The sequence below is a fragment of the Phaeobacter sp. NW0010-22 genome, assembly GCF_040365955.1.
Taxonomy (GTDB): Bacteria; Pseudomonadota; Alphaproteobacteria; order Rhodobacterales; family Rhodobacteraceae; genus OMPR01.
This window is the reverse complement of record NZ_BAABWT010000013.1, coordinates 56,678-79,300: the sequence shown is the minus strand read 5'-3', so window position 1 is coordinate 79,300 and position 22,623 is coordinate 56,678. Positions and strand designations below refer to the sequence as shown.

Genomic DNA, 22,623 nt, shown 5'->3' with positions numbered 1-22,623 from the left:
TGCAGTCATCACCGGGGTAACTTCCGCAAATGTCTCTGAATCTGGAACCACAATTGCCACAGGACAATTGAGCGCTTCAGATGTTGATGATACTGATGATCTCTTCCAGGAGAACCTCGCGGGTGTCAGTGATAATGGCTACGGGACGTTTACTGTTTCAACGGGCGGTCTTTGGGTCTTTACGGTGGATGAAACCAACCCAACGGTCGATGCCCTGTCAGATGGGGAACCTCTGTCAGATCAATTCACCGTCTTGTCGGAGGATGGCACATCACAGGTCGTGTCCATCACAATCACGGGGACATCGGATACTCCGACTGCCGGTATTGCAGCGTCGCGCACGGTCACAGAGTTCGCCGCGAATGGTACGGTTGTCACTACGGTTACGGCTGTTGATCCTGACAGCTCATCGTTCACCTTCACGTTGCTTGATGATGCGGGTGGCCGGTTCCAAATCGCCGACAACACAAGCGGCGAGATTACTGTTGCAGATGGTCTGGCCCTCGATTTCGAACAGAACACATCGCATGATGTTACGGTTCAGATCAGCGATGGTGTCCTGACGAGCCAGACGGTTGTCACACTGAACGTTCTGGACAATGGCACCGCCGAAGTTGTCACTGCAGATAATGCTGGGCGCCGGTTGGTCGGTGGCACATTTGCGGATCAGTTCACAGGTGGACTTGGACTTGACGCCCTCTTGGGTGAAGGTGGCAACGACACCCTGATCGGTGGCGTTGGAGCCGATACTTTGGACGGCGGCACTGGCATTGATACAGCGGACTATTCATCGGCAGGGTCCCGGATCAATCTCGACCTGAGAAACAACGCAGGGACGGTTGGGGACGCCGCGGGCGATACGTTGAGCTCCATCGAAAATATCATCGGTTCGGCGTTCAACGACTATATCTACGGCGACAATGCTGCAAACGTGATCAGTGGCGGTGCGGATAACGATCTTCTGCGCGGGCACAATGGCAATGACACGCTGATTGGGGGCACAGGAGCCGACAATCTGAACGGTGGCTCTGGGCGTGATACGGCCAGCTATGCCACGGCGGCGACTGGTGTGGCCGTTGATCTTGGGGCAGGCACCGGTTCAGTGGGTGATGCTGCAGGGGATACGTTCACCTCGATTGAAAGCCTAATCGGATCTGACTTTGACGACCTCCTGGTCGGGTCCTCCGCTGTCAATTCCATCGAAGGTGGTAGCGGCAATGACACCCTAGTGGGCGGTGCTGGCTCAGATACCTTGAATGGCGGAAGTGGTATTGATACGGCTGACTATTCATCGGCCGGTGCACGGGTCAATCTTGACCTTCGCTCAGCTCTCGGAACCTCTGGCGATGCTCTCGGGGATAGCTTTATCTCTGTAGAGAACATCATCGGCTCGGCATTTGATGACTATGTATATGGTGACAATGCCGACAACCGAATTGATGGTGGTGTTGGCGCGGACCGTCTGAGAGGTCACAGCGGCAATGACACACTGATCGGTGGCGCTGGGGCTGATGACCTGAATGGTGGCGGTGGTATTGATACTGCGGATTATTCAGGTGCTGCCTCTCGGATCAATCTCGACCTGAGAATTAGCGAAGGTCGAGTTGGGGATGCAGATGGCGATACCTTCACCTCGATCGAGAACATCACCGGCTCAGCGTTCAACGACTACATCTACGGTAACGACGCGAGGAACTTGCTTAGTGGCGGCGCGGATAACGATCTTTTGCGTGGACACAATGGCAATGACACGCTGATTGGCGGCACAGGAGCCGACAATCTGAACGGTGGCTCTGGGCGTGATACGGCCAGCTATGCCACTGCAGCAGCCGGTGTGGCGGCTGATCTTGGAGCAGGCACTGGCTCAACCGGGGATGCTGCAGGGGATGTGTTCACCTCGATTGAAAGTCTGATCGGATCTGACTTTGCGGATGTATTGACGGGATCGGCGGGTGAAAACTTCATCAATGGCGGTGGCGGCAACGACAGCTTGGACGGGGCTGCTGGTGAGGATACATTTGTGTTCAATACTGAACTGAATGCGGCGACCAACGTCGATACAATCACCGGTTACGATGTTGCTGACGATACCATCCATTTGGATAGCTTCATCTTTGCCTCGTTGTCGTCCGGTACATTGCAGGCCAGCCAGTTTGCTGCAAATGCCGCAGGTCTTGCGCAGGACGCTGATGACTTCGTCATCTTCAACACCACAACAGGTGCGTTGTCTTATGACAGTGATGGTCTGGGAGGTGTGGACGCCATTCAGTTTGCAAGCCTGGATGCCATGCTGGCGCTGACAGAGGACGACTTCACCATCCTCTGATTTGTAAGATCACCGAAAACAGGAAACGGCACCCCCAACTGGGCGGTGCCGTTTTGTTATGGGTCATATACTGTGTTGGGTACGGTTTAGGTTGTATGGAATACCTCATCATCCAACCTCGGTAAGATCACGTCATTTCGCGACAATCTGAGTGAGCGATGTGCAATGTGCAGAGAGAGAGCCCGGCCGATGCGGATCACTTGCGCCCGGCTCAGCGCAGCGCGTTGACGTTACCCTTGAAAAGTAAATCTGATCCCCGTCCAATATGTCGTGATCCACCAGCGGACAGAATTCAGCTAGGCTATCAAATGATAGAGCCCAACCAGAAAGAACAACATATTTGTTACCTGAATAAAGGGATTGGATTTACCTTTTTTGTACTGATCTCATCCATCTATTCAAGGCAATGCCAGTGCACAAAGGAGTTGCTTTATTCTGCAGCATTCAGCGCCGGAGAGAGATTCCCCAGATACCGGCTCAGGTCGTCGCGCAAGTCATCCCGTGCCAGAGCAAAGGCAACCGTTGCCTGCAAGAAACCCGCCTTCGAGCCGCAATCAAACCGTTGCCCCTGGAAACGATAACCGTAGACAGGGTTGCCATTGTTAATGTCTTCGGCGATGGCATCGGTCAGCTGGATTTCGCCACCTGCGCCCGATTTCATCTTGTTCAGGTTTTTTAATACCGACGGCGCGAGAACGTAACGCCCAATCACCGCTAGATTTGACGGAGCCTCAGCGGCGCTGGGTTTTTCAATCATACCTTTGACGGAAACCACCGATCCCCTATCTTCGCCAACGTCCAACATCCCGTACGAGCTGGATTTTTCTGGCGGTACTTCCATTGCAGCGACCATATTACCACCTGTTTCTGCGTAGGCTTCAACCATCTGCTGCAAGCAGGGTTTTTCAGCTGCGATCACATCATCTGGCAACATCACCACAAACGGTTCGTTGCCAATCAGACGCCGCGCGCACCAGACCGCATGCCCCAGACCAAGCGCTTTGTGCTGGCGAATATAAGCGATTGCACCGCTGTCCATGTTGGTTTTCTTAAGCGTATCCAGAAGTTCGGTTTTGCCCTTCTTGCGCAGCTCTTGCTCCAAAATAGGCGAATGGTCGAAATAGTCCTCAAGCGCCCCTTTGCCACGTGAAGTCACAAAAATGAATTCCTTGATACCTGCAGCGCGGGCCTCGTCGATGGCGTATTGCACCAACGGCCGGTCAACCAATGTCATGATTTCCTTAGGAACGGATTTGGTCGCAGGTAAAAACCGGGTTCCAAGTCCGGCAACGGGGAAAATCGCCTTGGTGACTTTACGTGTCATGGCTGGTCCTTAAATACTTGTTATGTCTGCTCGTCTATCGACGATGTTACGTCGCGCATCCTTGATATACGCGCGAAAGCAACACTCGATCAATGATCTTACAGTCACCTGACAAAAATCTGATCATGCTTTGCTCATGATGGCATTTGTATGTGGCACGCATTGGGCACCAATGCGTTCATTTGCTGCACATGCTCTGGCAAACATCTCGTCATAAAGTCATACCGAGCAATGACTGATGCCCGCGCAGCCGGACCCAAATGGGTATAAGCTTGTGGGTTGGCGAGCACATCCACCACCTGATCTGCCAGTGCAACAGGGTCAAAAAAGTCTACTAACAGCCCAGTTTCGCCATGCGTGATCGCCTCGCGGACGGGAGCCACATCCGAACTGACAACGGTGGCTTGCATCGCCATTGCTTCAAGCGCTGACCAGCTGAGCACGAACGGCATGGTCAGGTAGATGTGACATTGGCTCAGTTGAATGATCTTACAAAAATCCGAGTACGGCACCCGGCCCAAAAAATGCACCCGGCTCCAATCCAGATCAGCGCCGACCTCATCTTCCATCTCGCCCCGCAGTCCCTTGGGATGCTTGCTGCTGCGCCCATACGAAACCTCTTCTCCACCAAGTACGAGAACCCGCGCCTTGGGGCGTTCAGCAAGAATTTTGGGCAACGCCCGCATAAATATATGAAACCCGCGCGCGTGTTCCAGATTGCGCGCCAGGTAGGTAAACACCTCATCCTCGCGCGTTAGCGACTTTTCCAACCGCCCCAATGTCAGCGATACATTTGGATCTGCCTGCAACAGGTCGGTGCGGATGCCATCGTGACAGACGTACATCTTGTCATGAAAGCTGGCTGGGAACACATCACGCTGCCAATAGGTAGGCACATGTCCCATGTCCACACTCTGTATATTTAGACAGGGCACTGTATTGCGCGCGCGCATCAAAAATGGCGTGTGGTCCGAAATGGGTTCTGCAGGGTCAAAACCCACCAGGCCGCCTGTCATGTTGTAGTAATATTCAAAGAACCCGAGAATTGGGACATCGGGCCAGATGTCCTTGAAAAAGGTCAACTCACCCCAACCGGTGTGCCCCAAGATCAGATCCGGGCGAAATCCGTGACTGCGTTCCAGATCTCGCGCTGCCATCGCCGCACCGAAACCGGACCCCGCCGCCGTTTCCCAAACCTTGGATAGCCCATAGGCCTTTTCACTGGCCGTATGATGAGCTGCATAGACAACGGTATGAACCCCCGCGATACGCGGTGCATTCTGTCGCTGAGTCAAAAATACGATCTCGTGCCCGCCCTGCGCCACCAGCCATTGCACCAACTCTCGGTATTGCCCTGGCATGTTTTGATGAACGATCAGCAACTTCATGTCAGCAACCGTGCCAGATACCGCCCATAGGCATTTTTGGCGAACATCTCCGCCCGCGCACGCAACTGTTCGCGCGTGATCCACCCGGCCTCAAAGGCGATCTCTTCGGGACAGCCCGTCTGCAAGCCCTGCCGCTGTTCCAGCGTGCGTACAAAATTGCCAGCATCCAGCAGGCTGCCATGGGTGCCGGTGTCTAGCCAGGCATAGCCGCGCCCCATGGTTTCAACACGCAACCCTCCCTCGTCCAGATACATCTGCAACAGATCGGTGATCTCAAGCTCGCCACGGGCCGAGGCTTTCACCTGCCGCGCCCGCTCGGGCGCGCTGCCATCAAGAAAGTAAAGCCCGGTCACTGCGTAGTTCGAGGGCGGTACCTCTGGCTTTTCAATAATCTGCTGCGCACGGCCTGCGTCGTCAAACGCCACCACACCATAGCGTTCGGGATCAGACACGTGATAGCCAAATACGGTCCCGCCCGTGGCGTGGCCATCTGCTGCTGCCAGTAGCTTTGGCAAGCCATGACCAAAAAACACATTATCCCCCAGCACCAGTGCCGACGGCGCCCCCGCCAGAAATTCTTCGGCTAGGATAAAGGCCTGCGCCAGGCCATCGGGGCTGGGCTGTACCACATAGGTCAGTTCGACCCCCCATTGGCTGCCATCCCCCAAGGTGCGCTTGAACTGATCTTGATCCTGCGGTGTGGTGATCACACAGATCTCGCGAATGCCTGCAAGCATCAATACGCTCAGCGGATAATAGATCATCGGTTTGTCATAGAGAGGCAGCAGTTGCTTAGAGACCGCCATGGTGATCGGATACAGCCGGGTGCCAGAGCCTCCTGCCAAAATAATACCCTTGCGCTGCGTCATCCCATTACCTCTTTTACAATATCCTTCAATCCAACGCGCCAATCAGGGCGTGGAATACCAAAAACAGTCTCTAATGCGGTGCAATCGAGCCGCGAATTCAGCGGCCGCGTCGCCGGAGTCGGATAGTCGCTGCTCGGAATATCGCTTACGGCGCAGGTCAGGTCAGCCAAAGAAAAGATCTGGCGCGCGAAATCTGCCCAGCTTACATTGGGCCCCCCGGCAAAATGATAGATGCCCGCCTTGGATGGATCTGTCGCCAGCTGCGCTACCATTGTCATGCAGGCCGCCGCTATATCCCGCGCCGGCGTCGGGCCGCCAATCTGATCCGCCACAATCGTCAGCGCATCTCGTTCGGCCCCGAGCCGCAGCATGGTTTTCACAAAATTAGTGCCATTTGCCGACACTACCCAGGATGTGCGCAGGATGGCATAAGCCCCGCCAGCCGCCTGAATAGCCTGTTCTCCGGCCAGCTTAGAACGCCCATAAGCCCCCAGCGGACCTGTCGAATCCTCGGGCATCCAAGGTATCTCTCCCTCCCCGGAAAACACATAATCCGTCGAAATAGAGACGAATGGGATGCCCAAATCAGCACAAGCCCGTGCCATTGCGCCAGGGGTTTCCCCATTGATCATGGTGGCGCGCGGCTCATCTTCTTCGGCCTTATCAACAGCCGTATAGGCCGCCGCATTGATCACCGCCGCAGGCGCATGAGCCGCAATCACAGCCGCACAAGCGCTTGGAACTTCAAGGTCCGCCGCCGCTCGATCCAGACTGATCACACCGTCATACGTTGCTAACTCTTGCGCTACTTGGCCAGTTCTACCAAAGACCAGAATGGTCATCTGCATCTCCTCCGCTTTGGTTGCCCAAGCTGTGTGATCGGATTCATGCCTTAGGGTGCCTTGAATGTTAGAACTTTGGCCTCGATCCTATGCAGTGGCGTTTCCCAAGTTTTGTCCGGACTGATCTGAACAAGCTCAAAGGGGGCCATCAGGCTGCGGTATTGGTCAAGCGTTCGCGCCCAGCCCGAGCGCCCGAACCGGAACGGAGCATCTGCCACATGAACCTGCATCATCACGCGCGCACCTTTTTTCGCGGCCAGCGTTTTAAGCATCGCAAAATGAGCCTGCTCGTCTTCGGGATGGACATGCAGGGCAACCGCATTTGAAAACACCAGATCAGGGGCCCAGTCTGCGGCCATCTGCGTCCGGTTTTCAAAGACGCCAAACCTGGGTTTCTTTTCTGCTTTGAGTGGTCCAATAATCTCAAGCCCGATCTGATAAAACGCGCTGATCACATCCAGCCCGAAATAGCATCCCGGATCCTGCCGCTTGATGAAATGTGCCCCCACGCGTAAAGATCCGCAGCCGATTTCGCATACCTTTGCTGTTTTCGGTAAATCATGCGGCAGAAACTTTTCAAAATCTCCACGCCCATGGCTCCACCAATCCTGTTCTCCCTTCAGGTTGGCTCCCAGAGTGTCGTGGATCCGCCCGGCCTTTACCCCATTCGCGATGCGTCTTGTATTGAAATAGGAAAACCCGCGCTCGGGGTTTTTCAGCTTCCACTGTTCATAAACGGCATCAAATGCGCGCAGGTCGGCTTCAAATTCTTCAATTACTTGCATGGTCGCGCCTCTACTCGCTCATTTGAATTAATTTTACCCTCTAAAAAGCATGTTCCTGCATTCAATTCCAGACACATGCAGCGAACGGGTCATCCGCCCTGCCCCAATCGTTTTCCAACGCCTTCGCGGGTCTGCAGCGCACGCCACCAGACTTCGTTCTCAAGATACCACTTCACAGTTTTCTCCAACCCCTCTTCGACGGTAACCGAGGGCCGCCAGCCCAATTCATTACGAATACGGGTCGGATCGATGGCATACCGCGCGTCGTGGCCCGGACGATCAGTGACAAAGGTGATCAGGTCCGCATACGGCGCAGGTCCGGGTTGCAAACGGTCAAGGATACCGCAGATGGTCCGCACCAATTCAAGGTTGGAGCACTCGTTCTCGCCACCGATATTATAAGAACGGCCCACCGTCCCCTGTTGCAGCACCGTCAGCAAAGCATCGGCATGATCTTCGACATAGAGCCAGTCGCGCACATTCGATCCATCGCCATAGATCGGCAGGGCTTTTCCGGCCAGCGCGTTCAGGATCACCACCGGGATCAGCTTTTCGGGGAAATGATAGGGGCCGTAGTTGTTAGAGCAATTGGTCAGCACCACCGGCAACCCATAGGTTTCGGCCCAGGCGCGCACCAGATGATCGCTGGCTGCCTTACTGGCCGAATAGGGAGAGCGCGGATCATAAGGGGTGTCCTCGGTGAACTGCCCCGTGGCGCCAAGCGAGCCGTACACTTCATCCGTGGAAATGTGATGAAAACGAAAGCCCTCGGGTCTGCCCTGCCCCACCCAATAGGCGCGTGTGGCTTCGAGCAAAGTGTAAGTGCCAGTGATGTTGGTTTCTATAAAGGTACCCGGCCCGTCGATGGATCGGTCGACATGAGACTCGGCGGCCAGATGCATGATGGCATCTGGTTTGCGGTCAGCTAGGATCGCATCCATGGTGGCCCGGTCGCAAATATCAGCCTCTACAAAGGCGTAATTGGGGGAATCTGCCACACTGGCTACGTTCTCAAGGCAGGCTGCATAGGTCAACGCATCTAGGTTCACCACCTGATGCCCGGCTGCCACAGCCTGACGCACCACCGCAGATCCGATGAATCCGGCACCGCCGGTCACGATCAGTTTCATGGCGCGCCCTCCCACACAAACGGGCTGTTGAAATCAGCCAGAGCGGGTGCGATCGCGTCCTTGTCGGACAGGATCGGCGTGCCCTCACCCCCCCAGTCGATGCCACAGCTGTCCCAGCGCACGGCGCCATCACAGTCGGGCGCATAATAATCCGTACACTTGTAGCAAATTTCGGTGTTGGGCTGTGTGGTGATGAAGCCATGCAAAAACCCTTTGGGCACCAAAAGCTGCTTGCCGTTCTCGGCACTCAGTTCAACCCCGACCCAATGGCCATAGGTGGGGGACCCTTTGCGAATATCGACCGCCACATCAAACAGCGCCCCCTGCCCGCAGCGCACCAGCTTGTCCTGCGCGTGCGGGGGCGCCTGAAAATGCAGCCCGCGCACGGTGCCCACTACTGCTGATAAGGAATGATTGTCCTGCACAAACTCCAGATCAATGCCATGCTCAGCCATCCGCTGCCTGTTCCAGCTTTCGCTAAAGAACCCACGTGCGTCTCCAAACCGGGTCGGTGTCAGCACCAACACCCCCGGCACCGCAGTCTGTTCAACCTGCATGCTCGCATCACCTCTTCGCAATTTTTACCCGAACCTTTAGCAAGCCCGGGTGGGCAATGTCACTGTTCTTTGAGGTCTTGTGCACCTTGCTCAGCACCCTGAGTCATTCGGAGCACGGCACTGGCTCTATGGGGATGTCAGCCGGACTGAGAAGGGTCCCCCCACAATCCGGCTCAGATCACATCATGGGATCAATCTTGCAATGATCAAATCCGCCGCTTCTTCGGGGGTCATTGCCGTTGTATCTATCCGCAGCTCCGGGTTTTCCGGGCTTTCATAAGGCGAGTCTATCCCGGTAAAGTTCTTGAGTTGACCGGTCCGCGCCTTGGCATAGAGCCCTTTGACATCCCGTTCTTCGGCCACTTCCAACGGGGTGTCGACGAACACCTCGATGAATTCGCCCGGCTGCATCATGCCGCGCACCATGTCGCGTTCGCTGCGGAACGGCGAGATGAACGCAGTGATCACGATCAACCCTGCATCGGTCATCAGCTTGGCCACCTCACCCACACGACGGATGTTTTCCACCCGATCGGCCTCGGTAAAGCCCAGATCCTTGTTCAACCCGTGCCGCACGTTGTCTCCATCCAACAGGAAGGTATGGCGGTTCATCCGCGCCAGCTTTTTCTCGACAACGTTTGCGATCGTTGATTTGCCCGATCCCGACAGGCCAGTTAGCCACAGGGTCGCCGGTTTCTGGTTCTTTGTGAGGGCGTGATGTTCACGGCTGATATCCGTAGCCTGCCAATGGATGTTCTGGGCTCGGCGCAAGGCAAAATTGATCATCCCGGCCGCAACCGTATGGTTGGTGATCTTGTCAATCAGAATGAAGCCGCCCAGATCCTTGTTTTCAGCATAAGGTGCAAAAGGAATTTCACGATCTGTGGTTACATTGGCCACACCAATCGCGTTCAGATCCAACGCCTTGGCCGCCAGATGTTCCTGCGTGTTGACGTTCACCTCGTATTTTGGCTCGTGCACGGTAGCCGATACGGTTTGCGCCCCGATTTTGAGCCAATAGGCCCGACCCGGTAACAGGGGCACCTCGTCCATCCAGACCAGCGTGCTTTCAAACTGATCCGCCACTTCAAGCGGGGCCTGAGCCGCCACAATCACCTGCCCGCGTGAACAATCGATTTCATCCGCCAAGGTCACGGTCACCGACTCGCCGGCACTGGCCTGATCGCGATCCCCGTCCAGATGCACGATCCGGTCAATGGTCGAGGTCTTACCCGATGGCAGCACCCGCACCTTGTCACCGGGCCGGACCGAGCCACTGACGACGGGACCAGCAAAGCCGCGAAAATCAAGATTGGGACGGTTCACCCACTGGACCGGCAGGCGGAACGGTTGATCCAGATCCGATGTGGTATCCACTTCGACCTGTTCCAGATGCGGCAGCAGCGCCCTGCCCTGATACCAAGGTGTGTTGTCACTGAGACCGGTGATGTTGTCGCCCTTGTAGCCAGAAATCGGGATCGCCGTGAAATCTGAAATCCCAATGCTGGTGGCAAAGGCACGATAGTCTTCGACGATCTGATCAAAGGTGGCCTGATCGTAATCCACCAGATCCATCTTGTTCACCGCCAGAACGATGTGACGGATCCCCAGCAGATGGGCCAGATAGCTGTGGCGGCGGGTCTGGGTCAGGATCCCCTTGCGGGCATCAATCAGGATCACGGCCAGATCCGCGGTCGAGGCCCCCGTCACCATGTTGCGGGTGTACTGTTCGTGGCCCGGCGTATCGGCGACAATGAATTTGCGTTTTTCGGTGGCAAAGAAGCGATAGGCGACATCAATGGTGATGCCTTGTTCGCGTTCTGCTGCCAGCCCGTCAACCAACAGGGCAAAATCGATCTCACCGCCTTGGGTGCCGACGCGTTTGCTGTCAGCCTCGAGCGTGGCGAGCTGGTCCTCAAAGATCATCTTGCTGTCATAGAGCAGGCGCCCGATCAGCGTGGATTTTCCATCATCCACCGAACCGCAGGTGATAAAGCGGAGCATGGTCTTATGTTGATGCGCCTCCAGATATGCGTCGATGTTTTCGGCAATCAGGGCGTCAGTCTTATAAATAGGGTCTTGCGTCGTCATTCGGGTCACCTGCTTGGGTGTAAAAGGGGGTCCACAAAAAGCGGGGCTCAGAAATAGCCTTCCTGCTTTTTCTTCTCCATAGAGGCGGCCTGATCATGATCAATCGCGCGCCCCTGCCGTTCAGAGGTGGTGGTCAGTAACATTTCCTGAATCACCTCTGGCAGGGTTGTGGCGGTGCTTTCGACCGCGCCAGTCAACGGGTAACAGCCCAACGTGCGGAACCGGATCGACTTCATCTCTGGCTCTTCGCCCGGGCGCAACAGAAAGCGGTCATCATCCACCATCAAAAGCAGCCCATCACGTTCAACGGTCGGGCGCTCTGCCGACAGGTAGAGCGGTACGATATCGATCCCCTCAAGGTGGATGTATTGCCAGATATCAAGCTCGGTCCAGTTTGAGATCGGAAACACCCGCACGCTTTCGCCTTTGGCTTTGCGCGTGTTGTACAGCCGCCAAAGTTCGGGGCGCTGGCTTTTGGGGTCCCAGCGGTGATTGGCTGAGCGGAACGAGAACACCCGCTCTTTGGCGCGCGATTTTTCTTCGTCACGGCGTGCCCCGCCAAAGGCCACGTCAAATCCGTGCAGGTCCAATGCCTGTTTCAGGCCTTCGGTTTTCCACATGTCGGTATGCAACGCGCCATGGTCAAAGGGGTTGATCCCTTTTTCCTGTGCTTCGGGGTTTTGATAGACCAACAGATCCATCCCCGCATCCCGGGCTGCCTTGTCACGCAGCGCATACATGTCGCTGAATTTCCAGGTCGTATCGACATGCAGCAGCGGAAACGGCGGCGGGGCGGGGTAAAATGCCTTTTTGGCCAGATGCAGCATAACCGCGCTGTCCTTGCCGACGCTATAAAGCATGACCGGGTTTTCGGCTTCGGCAACAACTTCGCGCAGGATGTGGATGCTTTCAGCTTCCAGTCGCTGAAGGTGGGTCAGAGAATGAGTTGTCATGTGAATGTCTTTGTTGTGAGGCGTTCATAGTCATTTAACGGTGATTTTGTGCTGGATAGCCCCCCAAATGGGGGGTAAATTGATACCATGGCCAGTACTTTTGACGAAATTGAACTCCTCAAGGCGCTTTTTTCAGCCTCCTCCGAGACCTCGGATCCAAGCGAACCCACCGGCCCCGACGTGCCTTGGGTGGGGTTCTTAACTTGCCTTTGCGCGGTGACGCATGCAGATGCAGCCGCTGTTCAGCTGGTTTTGAAATCCGGTAAAACCCACCACTGGCACATCGGGACACTGGACATGCCAAGCCCGGTAACCCTGCAATCCATGCGCAGCGACCGAGTCTATTCGCAAATTGACCTGCCCGGCGCCGCCAAAGACATGCGCGCCCTCAGGACCGTGAAATGTGCGGTGCGCTCTGTGGGGCACGTCTGTGTGACCCTCGGCCATGGGCAGCAGGATTTCCGGGCCATCGTCGGTGCGCAACTGTCCGCCCTGACCCCCTACCTTGGGCAGGCTATGACAACATGGCTTATGCTGCATGACGCGCGCGCGCAGGCGGCGCAAAACCAGGCCCTCTGTGATCGCCTTGGGGTGGGAACCATCGTGTTCAATGCCTCGAAAAGTATTGTCGATCTGTCGCCAACCGCACGGGACCTGATTGAGGCAAGCCCCTGTTTCGGCACGGTGGCCAACGGATGGCTCACGATCATGGATCCCGACAGTGCGCAGGCGTTCAATGCCGCCTTCACGGCCGTCACAGGCAACGCAGAGGCAAAGGTGCCCGTCAAATTTGCGAGCGACCCCACCCTGCATCTGTTGCTGTCACAAGGGAACTGGCAGGGCGAACCGGTGATCTCTGGCATCCTGCGTCGCGCGCCATCGGCGGGATCACTTTCGGTGCAAACTCTTGCGGATTACTTTGGCCTGAGCCGCAGCGAAGCCAGCCTTGCAGCGCTGCTGTGTGATGGGCGCAGCCTTAAAGAGGCTGCATCCGAACTTGGCTGGACAATAGAGACCACCCGCAGCTGTTCCAAAAAGATTTTTGCGCGGATGGATGTGACCGGGCAAACCGGTGTGCTGCGAGAAATGCTAAACAGTCCCATTTGGCTTTGAGAATGGGACGGCCTAGGGGCACTGCAGCGGATCACCTCTCTTGCAACGTAATGGAAAAATTTCAACCTGCTCTAAGCCCAATCTGACACGCAGAGAAAACTCAGGACTCAGGCCAAGCTCGCAAAGATTTAGTGCGTTGATATTTAACTAATTTTTCAGGAATGAAGCATGATTTCATGCAACCCCAGCAAAATTTTGCTGGTTTTCTCAGGGGTCTAGCACCCGCCTTTCATGTGTCGTAATTTTGGCCCAATTACAGTCGATAAGATGTCTTGCAAACTGACCGCCTTAAAGCCTGCCAAAGGAATGCCCTTCTAGATGACCTATGCCAATCAGTTAGAACTTTCCATGTTGGAGCTTATCAATCAGGAACGCTCTTCTCGCTCTTTATCCCGGCTCTCACTCGAGACAAATCTAAACGAATCCGCTGAGGCGCATTCCAAGTGGATGCTAGAAAACAATATATTTTCCCATACCGGTATCAATAACACGACCTCGAGACAGCGTATTGAGGCTGCTGGTTTTGATTTATCAGGTAATTGGGGGACAGCCGAAAACCTTGCAATTCAAACGGCTCGTGGGGTCGAAGGATATGCCGACGATGTCCAAGATTTGCATGCCAGCCTAATGAATAGCCCGGACCATCGCGCGAATATTCTCAAGGAAAACCTGCAATATGTGGGGATCGGAATCGAAGTTGGCGCCTTTACTTATGCGAATGGTCAGACAGGGCATTCAGTCGTTGTGACCCAGAACTTTGGGCGGACAGAAGGCACTGTAGATCTGGATGATCTCAACGGGGGACAGGGCGCGCGTATTGTTGGGACAGACAGTGCCGAGAATGTCGATGGCTCTCTCGTCTCCGAGCAGATTTCTGCAGGGGGTGGATCGGATTGGATCACGCCAGGTGGCGGCAACGATACGATCGATGGGGGGGCCGGCAATGACATGGTGTCTTTCGTCGATTTACCCGACGCGCCCGGTCGCACCAATGTGCAGTTCCGCCTAACCATCGATTTGGGTGCGGGTACTGCACACAATCACGATAATTCAGAGCAGGTCACGCTGAACAACGTCGAGCGCATCACAGGCACAATTTTCGCCGACTACATCCGGGGTGACGATGGCGCCAATCACCTGCGTGGCGCAGGCGATTACGATTGGTTTGTGGCCACCACGGGCAACGATACGCTGGACGGCGGCACCGGACAGGACATGGTCAGCTTTGTCGAATGGACCAACAGCGCTCGGAATGTGATTTCAGACCCGTTTTCGACAGATGGGGCACCGCCCACCGGCGCACAGGCGACGGGGGTTTTGGTGGATCTGGCCGACCCATCCAACAACACCAATCTGGCTGCAGGCTTGACGATGACCAGCGTCGAACGCGTGACCGGCTCAGGGCGACAAGATGTGTTTTACGGCGACGGCCAGCAGAACGATTTCCGGGGCTTGGGTGATTATGACTGGTTCGTGGGCAGCGCGGGCGGGCGCGAACGCTATTTTGGCGGGGATGGGTTGGATACCGTGACCTATTTCATGTCAGGCGCCGCAGTAACGGCCAGCCTGCGCAACGGCGCACGCGTCGATGGGCAAGAGTCCGGATATGGCACTCAGGGCGATGCGGCGCGGGATCTTTATTTTGAGATCGAAAACCTGGTGGGCACGCAGTTTGATGACCGGTTGACCGGCAACAACGGGCGCAACCAGCTCTCAGGTCTGGATGGCGATGATTTTCTGTTCGGCTACGGCGGTGTGGATTATCTCAAAGGAGGCGCAGGCGACGATACAATCGACGGCGGCGCGGGCTCGGATTACGCTCTGTTTTCCGGCAATCGGGCTGACTACACATTAACGCGGACCACGGCCACCGAGGTAACCGTGTCCGGTGCAGATGGCGTGGACGATCTGGTGAATGTCGAATATTTCCAGTTCGCCGATGAAACGGCCAACATCTGGGACCTTCCGATTGCTTGACAAGGTAGTGTCACAGAAATCTGTGCCAAGTATCCATAACTGCAATTGTGCGTAACAATCTCGGATCAGGACACAAGTAAAAGGTGCAAGCATCACCACTCGCCTTAGTAATTGTCACTTAAACAACCTGACCATCTCAGTGTATCACAACCTCAGCATTTTAAAGCCAGAGATAGGCACCTGAAATGGTCCTTAGACAATTGAAACTGTGACATACGTCCTTGAGTTGCAGTTCACATCTTGGCCTCTAGTGCCTTGACCCTCGCTGCATAACTCTTGTTTTTGGGGTCTAGTTCAGCGGCGCGACGGAAGTGTACAAGCGCCACGTTTTTTTGCCCTAAGTTCAAATCACACAGACCCAGATTGTACCAGCCCGCTGCATCCTCTGGCCAGCTCGTGATCACCTCTTGGTGCTTTTGTCTGGCCTGCAGAATATCTCCGATCATACGCAGGGAAACGCCAATACCGTTCAGCGCGTCCGCTTGCGGAGCCATCTCGTGAGTGGCCGTAAACTGAGCCAGCGCTTCTTGATGTGCACCAAGAGAATGATACGCCCGCCCCAAATGCAGACGAACTGCGTCATGCTCAGGATAAGCCTGTGCCGCCAAGGTCAGATAGTCGACGGCCGTTTCGTAATTCTTTTCCCGCAGCTTACACCATCCGACATAGAAATTGCTTGCGAACCTATCAGATGTCAGCCCCATTCCCACAGCAGGTAACCCCGCCAACCGTGTGCCTTGCAGCCAGCTAGTCAACAGCCGAGTCAGTACGCCCTGCGCATGGAGCTCCTGGGCCACCTGCGTGCCAACGCGCTGCAATGTTGTCACTTTCAACCGGGGCACCTCGGTGGATTGCGCGGCGCAATATAGGCTGACCGGATCTCGTTCACCAACAATATGAGTGGCATTGATGCCGCGACGGAACATTGCGCTCAGATTACCATGGGTGATCTGCATTGCCTTGTTGGCGCGGCGCACATACAGGCCATGTGGCACCCCAAGTACCGTTTCGCCGCCAAAAGCCATGCCCTTGGCATCAAGAAAGCCAGCAAAGAGTAATGCGCCATATCCTCCAACGGACTGACCCAAACAATAGGTTTTGGAAATTTTATGGTTCTTCTGCCAAGTGGTGATGCTCGATATCGTCTCTTCCAGACTCTTGCCGAGTCCAGGTACGCCATTCTGATACCAGGTTTTTTCGTTAACTCGGATCACCAGAACATTTGCGGCCTTGCGCAGATGTGCCTCTAAGCCCCACATGTCATAGGCTGAAGGGTCCGAAAACAAGATAATCAGCTTCTTCGAAGACGGGTTTTCCAAAAACTGGAAAGCAGCAGTCATAATAGTCTCCAATCAAATAGGTCAAAAAGTGATACGGCTTAAAAATGCGAGTATTTAGGGCCAAAAAATTTGCTGACGTCAACAGCCCCATATGGTGGTCTGTAAAACAGCCAAAAACCAAGGTGCATAAGGCTTCAAGGCAAGCCTTTCCAAGCAATACTACGCATAATTCTGTACCGTTTGTGTAGACACATTACACCATAACGCCGTTGCAAGGATCAATCTTTCACCTCTTCCGCCCTTAATAAGAGCAACATGGGTAGGCGCTATTTTTGTCGCAGCCTTGCAGTGTCTTGAGCGAGGAACCAATCATAAGTTTGTCGCACCCCAGCCTCCAAGCCAATTGACGCCTGCCACCCCAAACGTGCCAGACGAGTGACATCCATCAATTTACGGGGTGCCCCATCGGGCTTTGAGGTGTCAAAGCCAAGTTGTCCGGTGAACCCAGTCACCCGCGCCACCGTTTCAGCCAACTCGCGAATGGTTACATCGGTGCCCGATCCCACATTGATATGGCTCAACATGGGGTCTGTTTCAGATGCGTATGTCGCATCGTCCAAATTCATCACAAACAGCGAGGCCGCCGCCATGTCATCCACGTGCAGGAACTCTCGCATTGGTGTGCCTGATCCCCAAATCACCACTTCGTCCTGCCCATCGCGCGCCGCCTCATGGAACCGGCGCATCAGTGCTGGCAACACATGAGAGTTTTCAGGGTGAAAGTTATCACCCGGACCATACAGGTTCGTCGGCATCACCGAGCGATAGTCACGTCCGTACTGTCGGTTATAGCTTTCACACAGCTTGATACCGGCAATCTTGGCGATCGCGTAAGGCTCATTTGTAGGCTCTAATGTGCCGGTCAACAGCGCATCCTCAGCCATCGGCTGATCTGCCATCTTGGGATAAATACACGAGCTGCCCAATTGCAACAAGCTCTGTACACCGGCCGCATGGGCCTGATGGATCACGTTGCATTCGATCATCAGGTTTTCATAGATAAACTGCGCCGGATAGCTGTTGTTGGCAACAATGCCGCCCACCCTAGCCGCCGCCAGAATGACCTGATCAGGGCCTTCTTCTTCCATGAAACCGCGCACGGCGCTCTGGTCGGTCAGATCCAATTCGGAACTTGTCCGCGTGATCAGCTCAATCTCTTGGCCACCGGCCTGTCGCCCTTGCAACTGGCGCAGGATCGCGCCGCCGACCATGCCGCGATGGCCTGCCACATAGATTTTCATGGGACTTACCCTTCGATAGAGACAGGCACATCCATGCCGTGCTCTTTCAGCAGGGCGTGCCGCTTGGCGGTGATAAGATCTTCGCGCACCATTTCGGCGCACATCTCTTGCACGGTAATCTCAGGCGTCCAGCCCAGATCCGCCTTAGCCTTGGAGGGATCCCCCAACAGCGTCTCCACCTCGGCCGGGCGGAAATAACGCGGATCAATGCGCATCACCACGTCCCCCGGCTTCAAGGCAGGGGCTGCGTCGCCTTCGATGCTGTCTACGATAGCTTGCTCGTCCAGACCTGTGCCCTCGAACCGCAGGGTAATACCCAGTTCGGCGGCGGACCATTGGATGAACTGGCGCACCGAATACTGCACGCCGGTGGCGATGACGAAATCTTCGGGTGCGTCCTGCTGCAACATCATCCACTGCATACGTACGTAGTCTTTGGCATGGCCCCAGTCGCGCAGCGCATCGATATTGCCCATATAGAGACAATCTTCGAGGCCCTGACCGATGTTGGCCAGACCGCGGGTAATCTTACGGGTCACAAATGTCTCACCACGCCGCGGGCTCTCGTGGTTGAACAGAATGCCGTTGCAGGCATACATGCCATAGGCTTCGCGGTAGTTCACTGTGATCCAATAAGCGTACATCTTGGCTACTGCATAGGGGCTGCGCGGATGAAACGGGGTCTTTTCGGTCTGTGGCGTTTCCTGCACCAGACCATACAATTCCGAAGTCGACGCCTGATAAAACCGGGTTTTCTTTTCCAGCCCCAGAAACCGGATCGCTTCGAGCAGGCGCAGCGTGCCCATGGCATCCACATCCGCCGTGTATTCGGGTGCTTCAAAGCTGACAGCCACATGGGACTGCGCGCCAAGATTATACACCTCGTCAGGTTGCACTTCTTGCAGGATGCGGGTCAGGTTCGAGGTATCGGTCAAATCACCATAATGCAGCTTGAACTTGGCATGGTCGGTGTGGGGATCTTCGTAGATGTGATCGACCCGCTGCGTGTTGAACAGGGACGAGCGGCGTTTGATACCATGTACCTCATAACCCTTTTCCAGCAAGAACTCTGCCAGATATGATCCGTCCTGCCCGGTAACTCCGGTAATTAGCGCCGTTTTCGTCATGCGATCCACCCCGTTTTACGCGCGCGCCCCACTTTGGAACCCTGTTCAGAATCTGGTCATACCGTCCGTCTCGACCCAGAGGCAACCGGCAATCCTAGAACACATAGTCAGACAAAGAAAAACAGGCCCACACTGGGGCCTGTTTCAAACTGTACTCTGTAAGAGGTACAAAAAGCTTAGTTGCTCGTGGTGGTGGTGGTGGTGACGGCTTCATCATCATCGCCCAGCACGGCTGCCAGCAAGAGAACACCAGCACCGAGTGCTACTGCACCACCGGTACCCAGACCGGCAAGCCCAGCACCTGCGACATCATCATCCGAACACTTAACGTAAAGCGTGTTTACGCCGTTGTGGATCTTGTATTCAGCGCTCACCAAAATACCCAAAACTTTGTTGTTTTGTTTGGCGTACTTCTCACAAATATTTCTTTCGCGAGCATCTTTCATTGCCTGTTCATCTACTGCCGAGAAAGCAAAAGTTGTAGAAGACACGAGCATTGCTGCGCTTACGCATGCGGTAATTACATTTTTCATAATCAAACCCCTTTTGACTGAACTTGGTCGAAGAGTAGCCTAAAGCATATCTACTTACAATGTGGTCTATAGCGAATTATCTTTCAAAGCAACGGCCTCGAATAACATTCTTATTTGGTTAAGCGCCGGAACCGCAGGTATCCGATAAAAGGACCCGCCCACTGACGAGATTGCCAAATCATACCACCATTTACATCGATCCAGTAATCATTAATCACCTGACCGCTGCTGGCGGCACATTGCTGCTGCACATGGCGCGTAGAATATTTGTATTCAAGCACTTCAATGGTTTCGACACCCAGATCCACAACGTCACATTCGAGCGAAAAGGGAACTTCGCGATCATCTGAAGCACGAATCATATGCACCATCGCGCCTTGAGATGGGCCTAGTCGTGCGTTTGCAACTTCCACTTTGCTGGATTGAAGGTCGCCACCAAATCCACGTGTGAAAATGAGCACACCATTGCGCATAGCCAGGCTAATATTATCCGTCGTGCGCCAGACCTGCACACGCCCTGGCAGGGTATCATCCACCTCTGTGTTAAGTGTGACATAACCCACGACATCACGATTTTCGATCGTGACTTCCATGATCGTTAAATCCAAGGCTTCGATCTGAGCCCGGCTCAGAGGCTTAGGTTTAGCTGCTTTTCCCGCGCGTTTGGCTGCAATCGTCTCTTGTCCGGCCCGGAATATCTCAACCTGAAGCGGCGCAACTTCATTGCCACCAGCACATCCCATCAGCATCAGCACGGGTACGAGTGCCCACTTCCACATCTGCCGCCTCATTCCCAGAACCTCGTCCATTGATCGCTCATTGCCTTGCGATGAGCCTCGCGAACCGGTCCGTACAAACGCCCCGGTACACTCACCCGTGCGCCACCATCTCGCTGAATAGGGCGAATGACCGTTCCCAATGATTTACGACTAGGTTTCCCCAGGAACCAACGCAGCGGCATGGAAAAGCGGATCCCTTTATCAAAGGAGCCTTCGCCAAAATCCTCGGCGGACACATTGGTCAGAGTAAAGAAACCGCCAACCGACCATCCATTATTAAAGACCCGGTCCAACGAGAAGGTCGCACCATAATCACCAGCCAGATAACGCCCCACATCCAACTGCGCAGCAAAGCCATTGTTCATATCCAGATAGGCCGAGGCATGTCCGGTAAAGACCTTGTAATCTTGGAACCCCAGACGTTGGTCATAGTCCCGTTTGATCGCATAGTTTGCTTCAACCCCCAGCGCCACCCGACTGCTGACGGGCTTCCACAGCACCTCGGTAGACAGGCCCCCATAGCCATATTCAAAATAGCCCGCTGTCGCTCGGGCATAGAGATCCTTACCCGGTCGCCAATAGCGCGCAAGATAGAGCTGGTTCAAGGTTGTACTATACTGCGCATAAAGCGCCTGATCGGTTCGCACAGGCGGTAAATTTGAGGACGCCACTCGCCCATCTTCCAAGTTGCCCGCAATGCGTTGGCGCATCTTGCCCGAGACCACCCAACCTGGTGCTGGCTGATAGGTTCCCCCCACCTCGACACCAACATCAATCCGGAAAGGTTGAACCGGATCAAAATAACCTGGCGTGAAATAGGGCGCCACCGACCAGCTGAAATCGGGATAAAGGTCCTTACCTTTCACTGCGTTCGCTGACAGGGGTTTGGCATCTTCAAACCCAACCAACGCCAACATCGCCTGGCTGCTGTTGGGCCCGTATTCCAGCACTTCAAGGTCTGACCGACGGATCACAACCGCTGACAAGGGCAACCCCCGGCTCACTGGCACCAGCCGGAAAGTCTCGATCGAGGCCGGCAAAATCCGTGCCATCCAGCGCGCAGCGCGCCCAATGGCAACGGCATTTGAACGGTACCGCCGATTGCGGAATTGCAGTTCGGCAGTGTGGGCACTGACATCCAAAGCTTCTAAGATCAGACCATCATTTTCCAACACCGGAGCCAGCGAGTCACGCAGGGTCGCCGGGGCGCCCGCGCTCTCCGTCCAGGTCGTTTGCCAAGCTTCCGGGTTGCTGCTGCGATCCGGGCGCACCTGCACCGGATAGGGGGCGGGTGTGATTGGATTCCCCTGCGGGAAATAGGGGCTTAACTGAATCTGAGCGCTGAAACCAAGTTCAGAGCCGTATAGATAGTATGCCCCGAGCCGTGTGCGCGGGGTGGCTTGATATTCGACACCAAAGTTGAACGATGACTTGCGCACAAAAACCGAAGTATCCTGCGTCTCGGGCACATAGGCATCCGAGGAATATTCCATTTTGAAGCCGAGCCGGTCAGTCGCCTGCCACTCGACCCCGCCAAAGGGCGCAAACGGACCTCGGAACCACTGATCATACGATATCTGGCCCCCGGTATTACCGGAGTTGAAGCTTGGGCGGGTGCCAAAGCTACCAATGCTGCCATGAGACCCTAACCGGCCCCAACCGATACCTGCTGAAATCTTCAACTTGCCGGGCAGGCGAGCGTTCCACACCGCCGGGGTCTCAAAGGTTTTCGTCGCCACGAAATATTCCGAAGCATAAATGCCGGTGCCCGCGAAATCCTGCAGGCCTAGAACGATGCTGGGGAAGCGCCGCGTTTCCTTAAACAGACGGAAACGCACATCAAAACCCCGATCATAATAGGTGGGGAAACCGCGCAGGTTCCAGTTCTGGATCCCATTATAGCGAAAGCTGGCAGACATCCATTCTGTTGGCTGGAACGACAGCGTCACACGGGTCTGACCGCCAAAGTAAGAGAGGGCCGAGCTGAACTGACCTTCTGGCATCATTTCGCCCGTGGGCATATCGACCAGACCTGGCGAGCCATAGAAGTTTAGAGAGGGAGGCGGAAGCGGCTTGTACTGAGGTTCTTGTGTCTCCGACAAGATCGCACTCTGGGCATGTACAGTTCCAACACCAAGCGTAAGGAACCCGGCCAATACTGCGACTAACCGCATCTTAAATCCTGTCTTTTGTCTGTGGGTGCCCAATTGTACCCGCATTCACGTCAAAACAATGAGGTCGTTAGACC

Annotated in this window: 18 protein-coding genes; 3 read left to right on the top strand and 15 right to left on the bottom strand. The window is 55.1% G+C overall.

Annotated elements, in window-relative coordinates:
• The coding region (locus ABWV33_RS21890; protein ID WP_353333807.1) for a VCBS domain-containing protein at window positions 1-2,326 on the top strand (2,326 nt) is incomplete at its 5' end.
• A 430-nt stretch (window positions 2,327-2,756) separates the two neighbouring features.
• Here the strand turns inward: ABWV33_RS21890 and galU are convergent.
• From galU to cysD, 9 genes are all read right to left on the bottom strand, one after another.
• A complete protein-coding gene (gene galU, locus ABWV33_RS21885; protein ID WP_113823008.1) occupies window positions 2,757-3,650 on the bottom strand; it encodes a UTP--glucose-1-phosphate uridylyltransferase GalU in 894 nt (297 codons plus the stop codon).
• A 134-nt stretch (window positions 3,651-3,784) separates the two neighbouring features.
• Complete coding sequence (locus tag ABWV33_RS21880) at window positions 3,785-5,038, bottom strand: glycosyltransferase family 4 protein (RefSeq protein ID WP_353333805.1); 1,254 nt, start codon at window positions 5,036-5,038, stop codon at window positions 3,785-3,787.
• Window positions 5,035-5,907, bottom strand: a complete 873-nt coding sequence (rfbA, locus tag ABWV33_RS21875; protein WP_121996665.1) for a glucose-1-phosphate thymidylyltransferase RfbA — start codon at window positions 5,905-5,907, stop codon at window positions 5,035-5,037. Before rfbA ends, ABWV33_RS21880 begins: the two co-directional genes overlap by 4 nt.
• Window positions 5,904-6,749 (bottom strand): dTDP-4-dehydrorhamnose reductase, encoded by an 846-nt coding sequence (gene rfbD / locus ABWV33_RS21870; RefSeq protein ID WP_353333803.1) that lies wholly within the window; start codon window positions 6,747-6,749, stop codon window positions 5,904-5,906. Before rfbD ends, rfbA begins: the two co-directional genes overlap by 4 nt.
• A gap of 50 nt (window positions 6,750-6,799) precedes the next feature.
• On the bottom strand, window positions 6,800-7,534 hold the full coding sequence (locus ABWV33_RS21865; RefSeq protein WP_353333801.1) for a class I SAM-dependent methyltransferase: 735 nt from the start codon (window positions 7,532-7,534) through the stop codon (window positions 6,800-6,802).
• Window positions 7,535-7,623: 89 nt separating this feature from the next.
• On the bottom strand, window positions 7,624-8,664 hold the full coding sequence (gene rfbB / locus ABWV33_RS21860; RefSeq protein ID WP_353333799.1) for a dTDP-glucose 4,6-dehydratase: 1,041 nt from the start codon (window positions 8,662-8,664) through the stop codon (window positions 7,624-7,626).
• Window positions 8,661-9,221, bottom strand: a complete 561-nt coding sequence (gene rfbC / locus ABWV33_RS21855) for a dTDP-4-dehydrorhamnose 3,5-epimerase (protein WP_353333797.1) — start codon at window positions 9,219-9,221, stop codon at window positions 8,661-8,663. Before rfbC ends, rfbB begins: the two co-directional genes overlap by 4 nt.
• A 183-nt stretch (window positions 9,222-9,404) precedes the next feature.
• A complete protein-coding gene (gene cysN, locus ABWV33_RS21850; protein WP_353333795.1) occupies window positions 9,405-11,312 on the bottom strand; it encodes a sulfate adenylyltransferase subunit CysN in 1,908 nt (635 codons plus the stop codon).
• A 47-nt stretch (window positions 11,313-11,359) separates the two neighbouring features.
• Window positions 11,360-12,265, bottom strand: coding sequence for a sulfate adenylyltransferase subunit CysD (gene cysD / locus ABWV33_RS21845; RefSeq protein WP_353333793.1), 906 nt, complete (start codon window positions 12,263-12,265; stop codon window positions 11,360-11,362).
• 87 nt (window positions 12,266-12,352) lie between these two features.
• On the opposite strand from cysD, the gene ABWV33_RS21840 reads away from it, so the two are divergent.
• A complete protein-coding gene (locus ABWV33_RS21840) occupies window positions 12,353-13,378 on the top strand; it encodes a helix-turn-helix transcriptional regulator (protein ID WP_353333791.1) in 1,026 nt (341 codons plus the stop codon).
• A 318-nt stretch (window positions 13,379-13,696) separates the two neighbouring features.
• On the top strand, window positions 13,697-15,355 hold the full coding sequence (locus ABWV33_RS21835; RefSeq protein ID WP_113823018.1) for a CAP domain-containing protein: 1,659 nt from the start codon (window positions 13,697-13,699) through the stop codon (window positions 15,353-15,355).
• A gap of 233 nt (window positions 15,356-15,588) precedes the next feature.
• Here the strand turns inward: ABWV33_RS21835 and ABWV33_RS21830 are convergent, their stop codons facing one another.
• The 6 genes from ABWV33_RS21830 to ABWV33_RS21805 form a co-directional block, all read right to left on the bottom strand.
• Window positions 15,589-16,695 (bottom strand): tetratricopeptide repeat protein, encoded by a 1,107-nt coding sequence (locus tag ABWV33_RS21830; protein ID WP_113823019.1) that lies wholly within the window; start codon window positions 16,693-16,695, stop codon window positions 15,589-15,591.
• A 266-nt stretch (window positions 16,696-16,961) separates the two neighbouring features.
• Window positions 16,962-17,936, bottom strand: coding sequence for a GDP-L-fucose synthase (gene fcl / locus ABWV33_RS21825; RefSeq protein ID WP_353333789.1), 975 nt, complete (start codon window positions 17,934-17,936; stop codon window positions 16,962-16,964).
• Window positions 17,937-17,941: 5 nt separating this feature from the next.
• A complete protein-coding gene (gmd, locus tag ABWV33_RS21820; RefSeq protein WP_353333787.1) occupies window positions 17,942-19,063 on the bottom strand; it encodes a GDP-mannose 4,6-dehydratase in 1,122 nt (373 codons plus the stop codon).
• Window positions 19,064-19,239: 176 nt separating this feature from the next.
• Complete coding sequence (locus ABWV33_RS21815; protein ID WP_353333785.1) at window positions 19,240-19,596, bottom strand: hypothetical protein; 357 nt, start codon at window positions 19,594-19,596, stop codon at window positions 19,240-19,242.
• 110 nt (window positions 19,597-19,706) lie between these two features.
• A complete protein-coding gene (locus ABWV33_RS21810; RefSeq protein ID WP_353333783.1) occupies window positions 19,707-20,375 on the bottom strand; it encodes a YjbF family lipoprotein in 669 nt (222 codons plus the stop codon).
• An 8-nt stretch (window positions 20,376-20,383) separates the two neighbouring features.
• Complete coding sequence (locus tag ABWV33_RS21805; RefSeq protein WP_121996676.1) at window positions 20,384-22,549, bottom strand: YjbH domain-containing protein; 2,166 nt, start codon at window positions 22,547-22,549, stop codon at window positions 20,384-20,386.
• Window positions 22,550-22,623 lie beyond the last annotated feature (74 nt).

Coding starts and splice junctions, on each gene's coding strand:
- ABWV33_RS21840 (WP_353333791.1), top strand. CDS start 12,353: ATGGCCAGTACTTTTGACGAAATTGAACTCCTCAAGGCGCTTTTTTCA.
- ABWV33_RS21865 (WP_353333801.1), bottom strand. CDS start 7,534: ATGCAAGTAATTGAAGAATTTGAAGCCGACCTGCGCGCATTTGATGCC.
- galU (WP_113823008.1), bottom strand. CDS start 3,650: ATGACACGTAAAGTCACCAAGGCGATTTTCCCCGTTGCCGGACTTGGA.
- ABWV33_RS21815 (WP_353333785.1), bottom strand. CDS start 19,596: ATGAAAAATGTAATTACCGCATGCGTAAGCGCAGCAATGCTCGTGTCT.
- cysN (WP_353333795.1), bottom strand. CDS start 11,312: ATGACGACGCAAGACCCTATTTATAAGACTGACGCCCTGATTGCCGAA.
- gmd (WP_353333787.1), bottom strand. CDS start 19,063: ATGACGAAAACGGCGCTAATTACCGGAGTTACCGGGCAGGACGGATCA.
- rfbA (WP_121996665.1), bottom strand. CDS start 5,907: ATGACGCAGCGCAAGGGTATTATTTTGGCAGGAGGCTCTGGCACCCGG.
- rfbB (WP_353333799.1), bottom strand. CDS start 8,664: ATGAAACTGATCGTGACCGGCGGTGCCGGATTCATCGGATCTGCGGTG.
- ABWV33_RS21810 (WP_353333783.1), bottom strand. CDS start 20,375: ATGTGGAAGTGGGCACTCGTACCCGTGCTGATGCTGATGGGATGTGCT.
- rfbD (WP_353333803.1), bottom strand. CDS start 6,749: ATGACCATTCTGGTCTTTGGTAGAACTGGCCAAGTAGCGCAAGAGTTA.
- ABWV33_RS21830 (WP_113823019.1), bottom strand. CDS start 16,695: ATGACTGCTGCTTTCCAGTTTTTGGAAAACCCGTCTTCGAAGAAGCTG.
- ABWV33_RS21880 (WP_353333805.1), bottom strand. CDS start 5,038: ATGAAGTTGCTGATCGTTCATCAAAACATGCCAGGGCAATACCGAGAG.
- ABWV33_RS21805 (WP_121996676.1), bottom strand. CDS start 22,549: ATGCGGTTAGTCGCAGTATTGGCCGGGTTCCTTACGCTTGGTGTTGGA.
- cysD (WP_353333793.1), bottom strand. CDS start 12,265: ATGACAACTCATTCTCTGACCCACCTTCAGCGACTGGAAGCTGAAAGC.
- rfbC (WP_353333797.1), bottom strand. CDS start 9,221: ATGCAGGTTGAACAGACTGCGGTGCCGGGGGTGTTGGTGCTGACACCG.
- ABWV33_RS21835 (WP_113823018.1), top strand. CDS start 13,697: ATGACCTATGCCAATCAGTTAGAACTTTCCATGTTGGAGCTTATCAAT.
- fcl (WP_353333789.1), bottom strand. CDS start 17,936: ATGAAAATCTATGTGGCAGGCCATCGCGGCATGGTCGGCGGCGCGATC.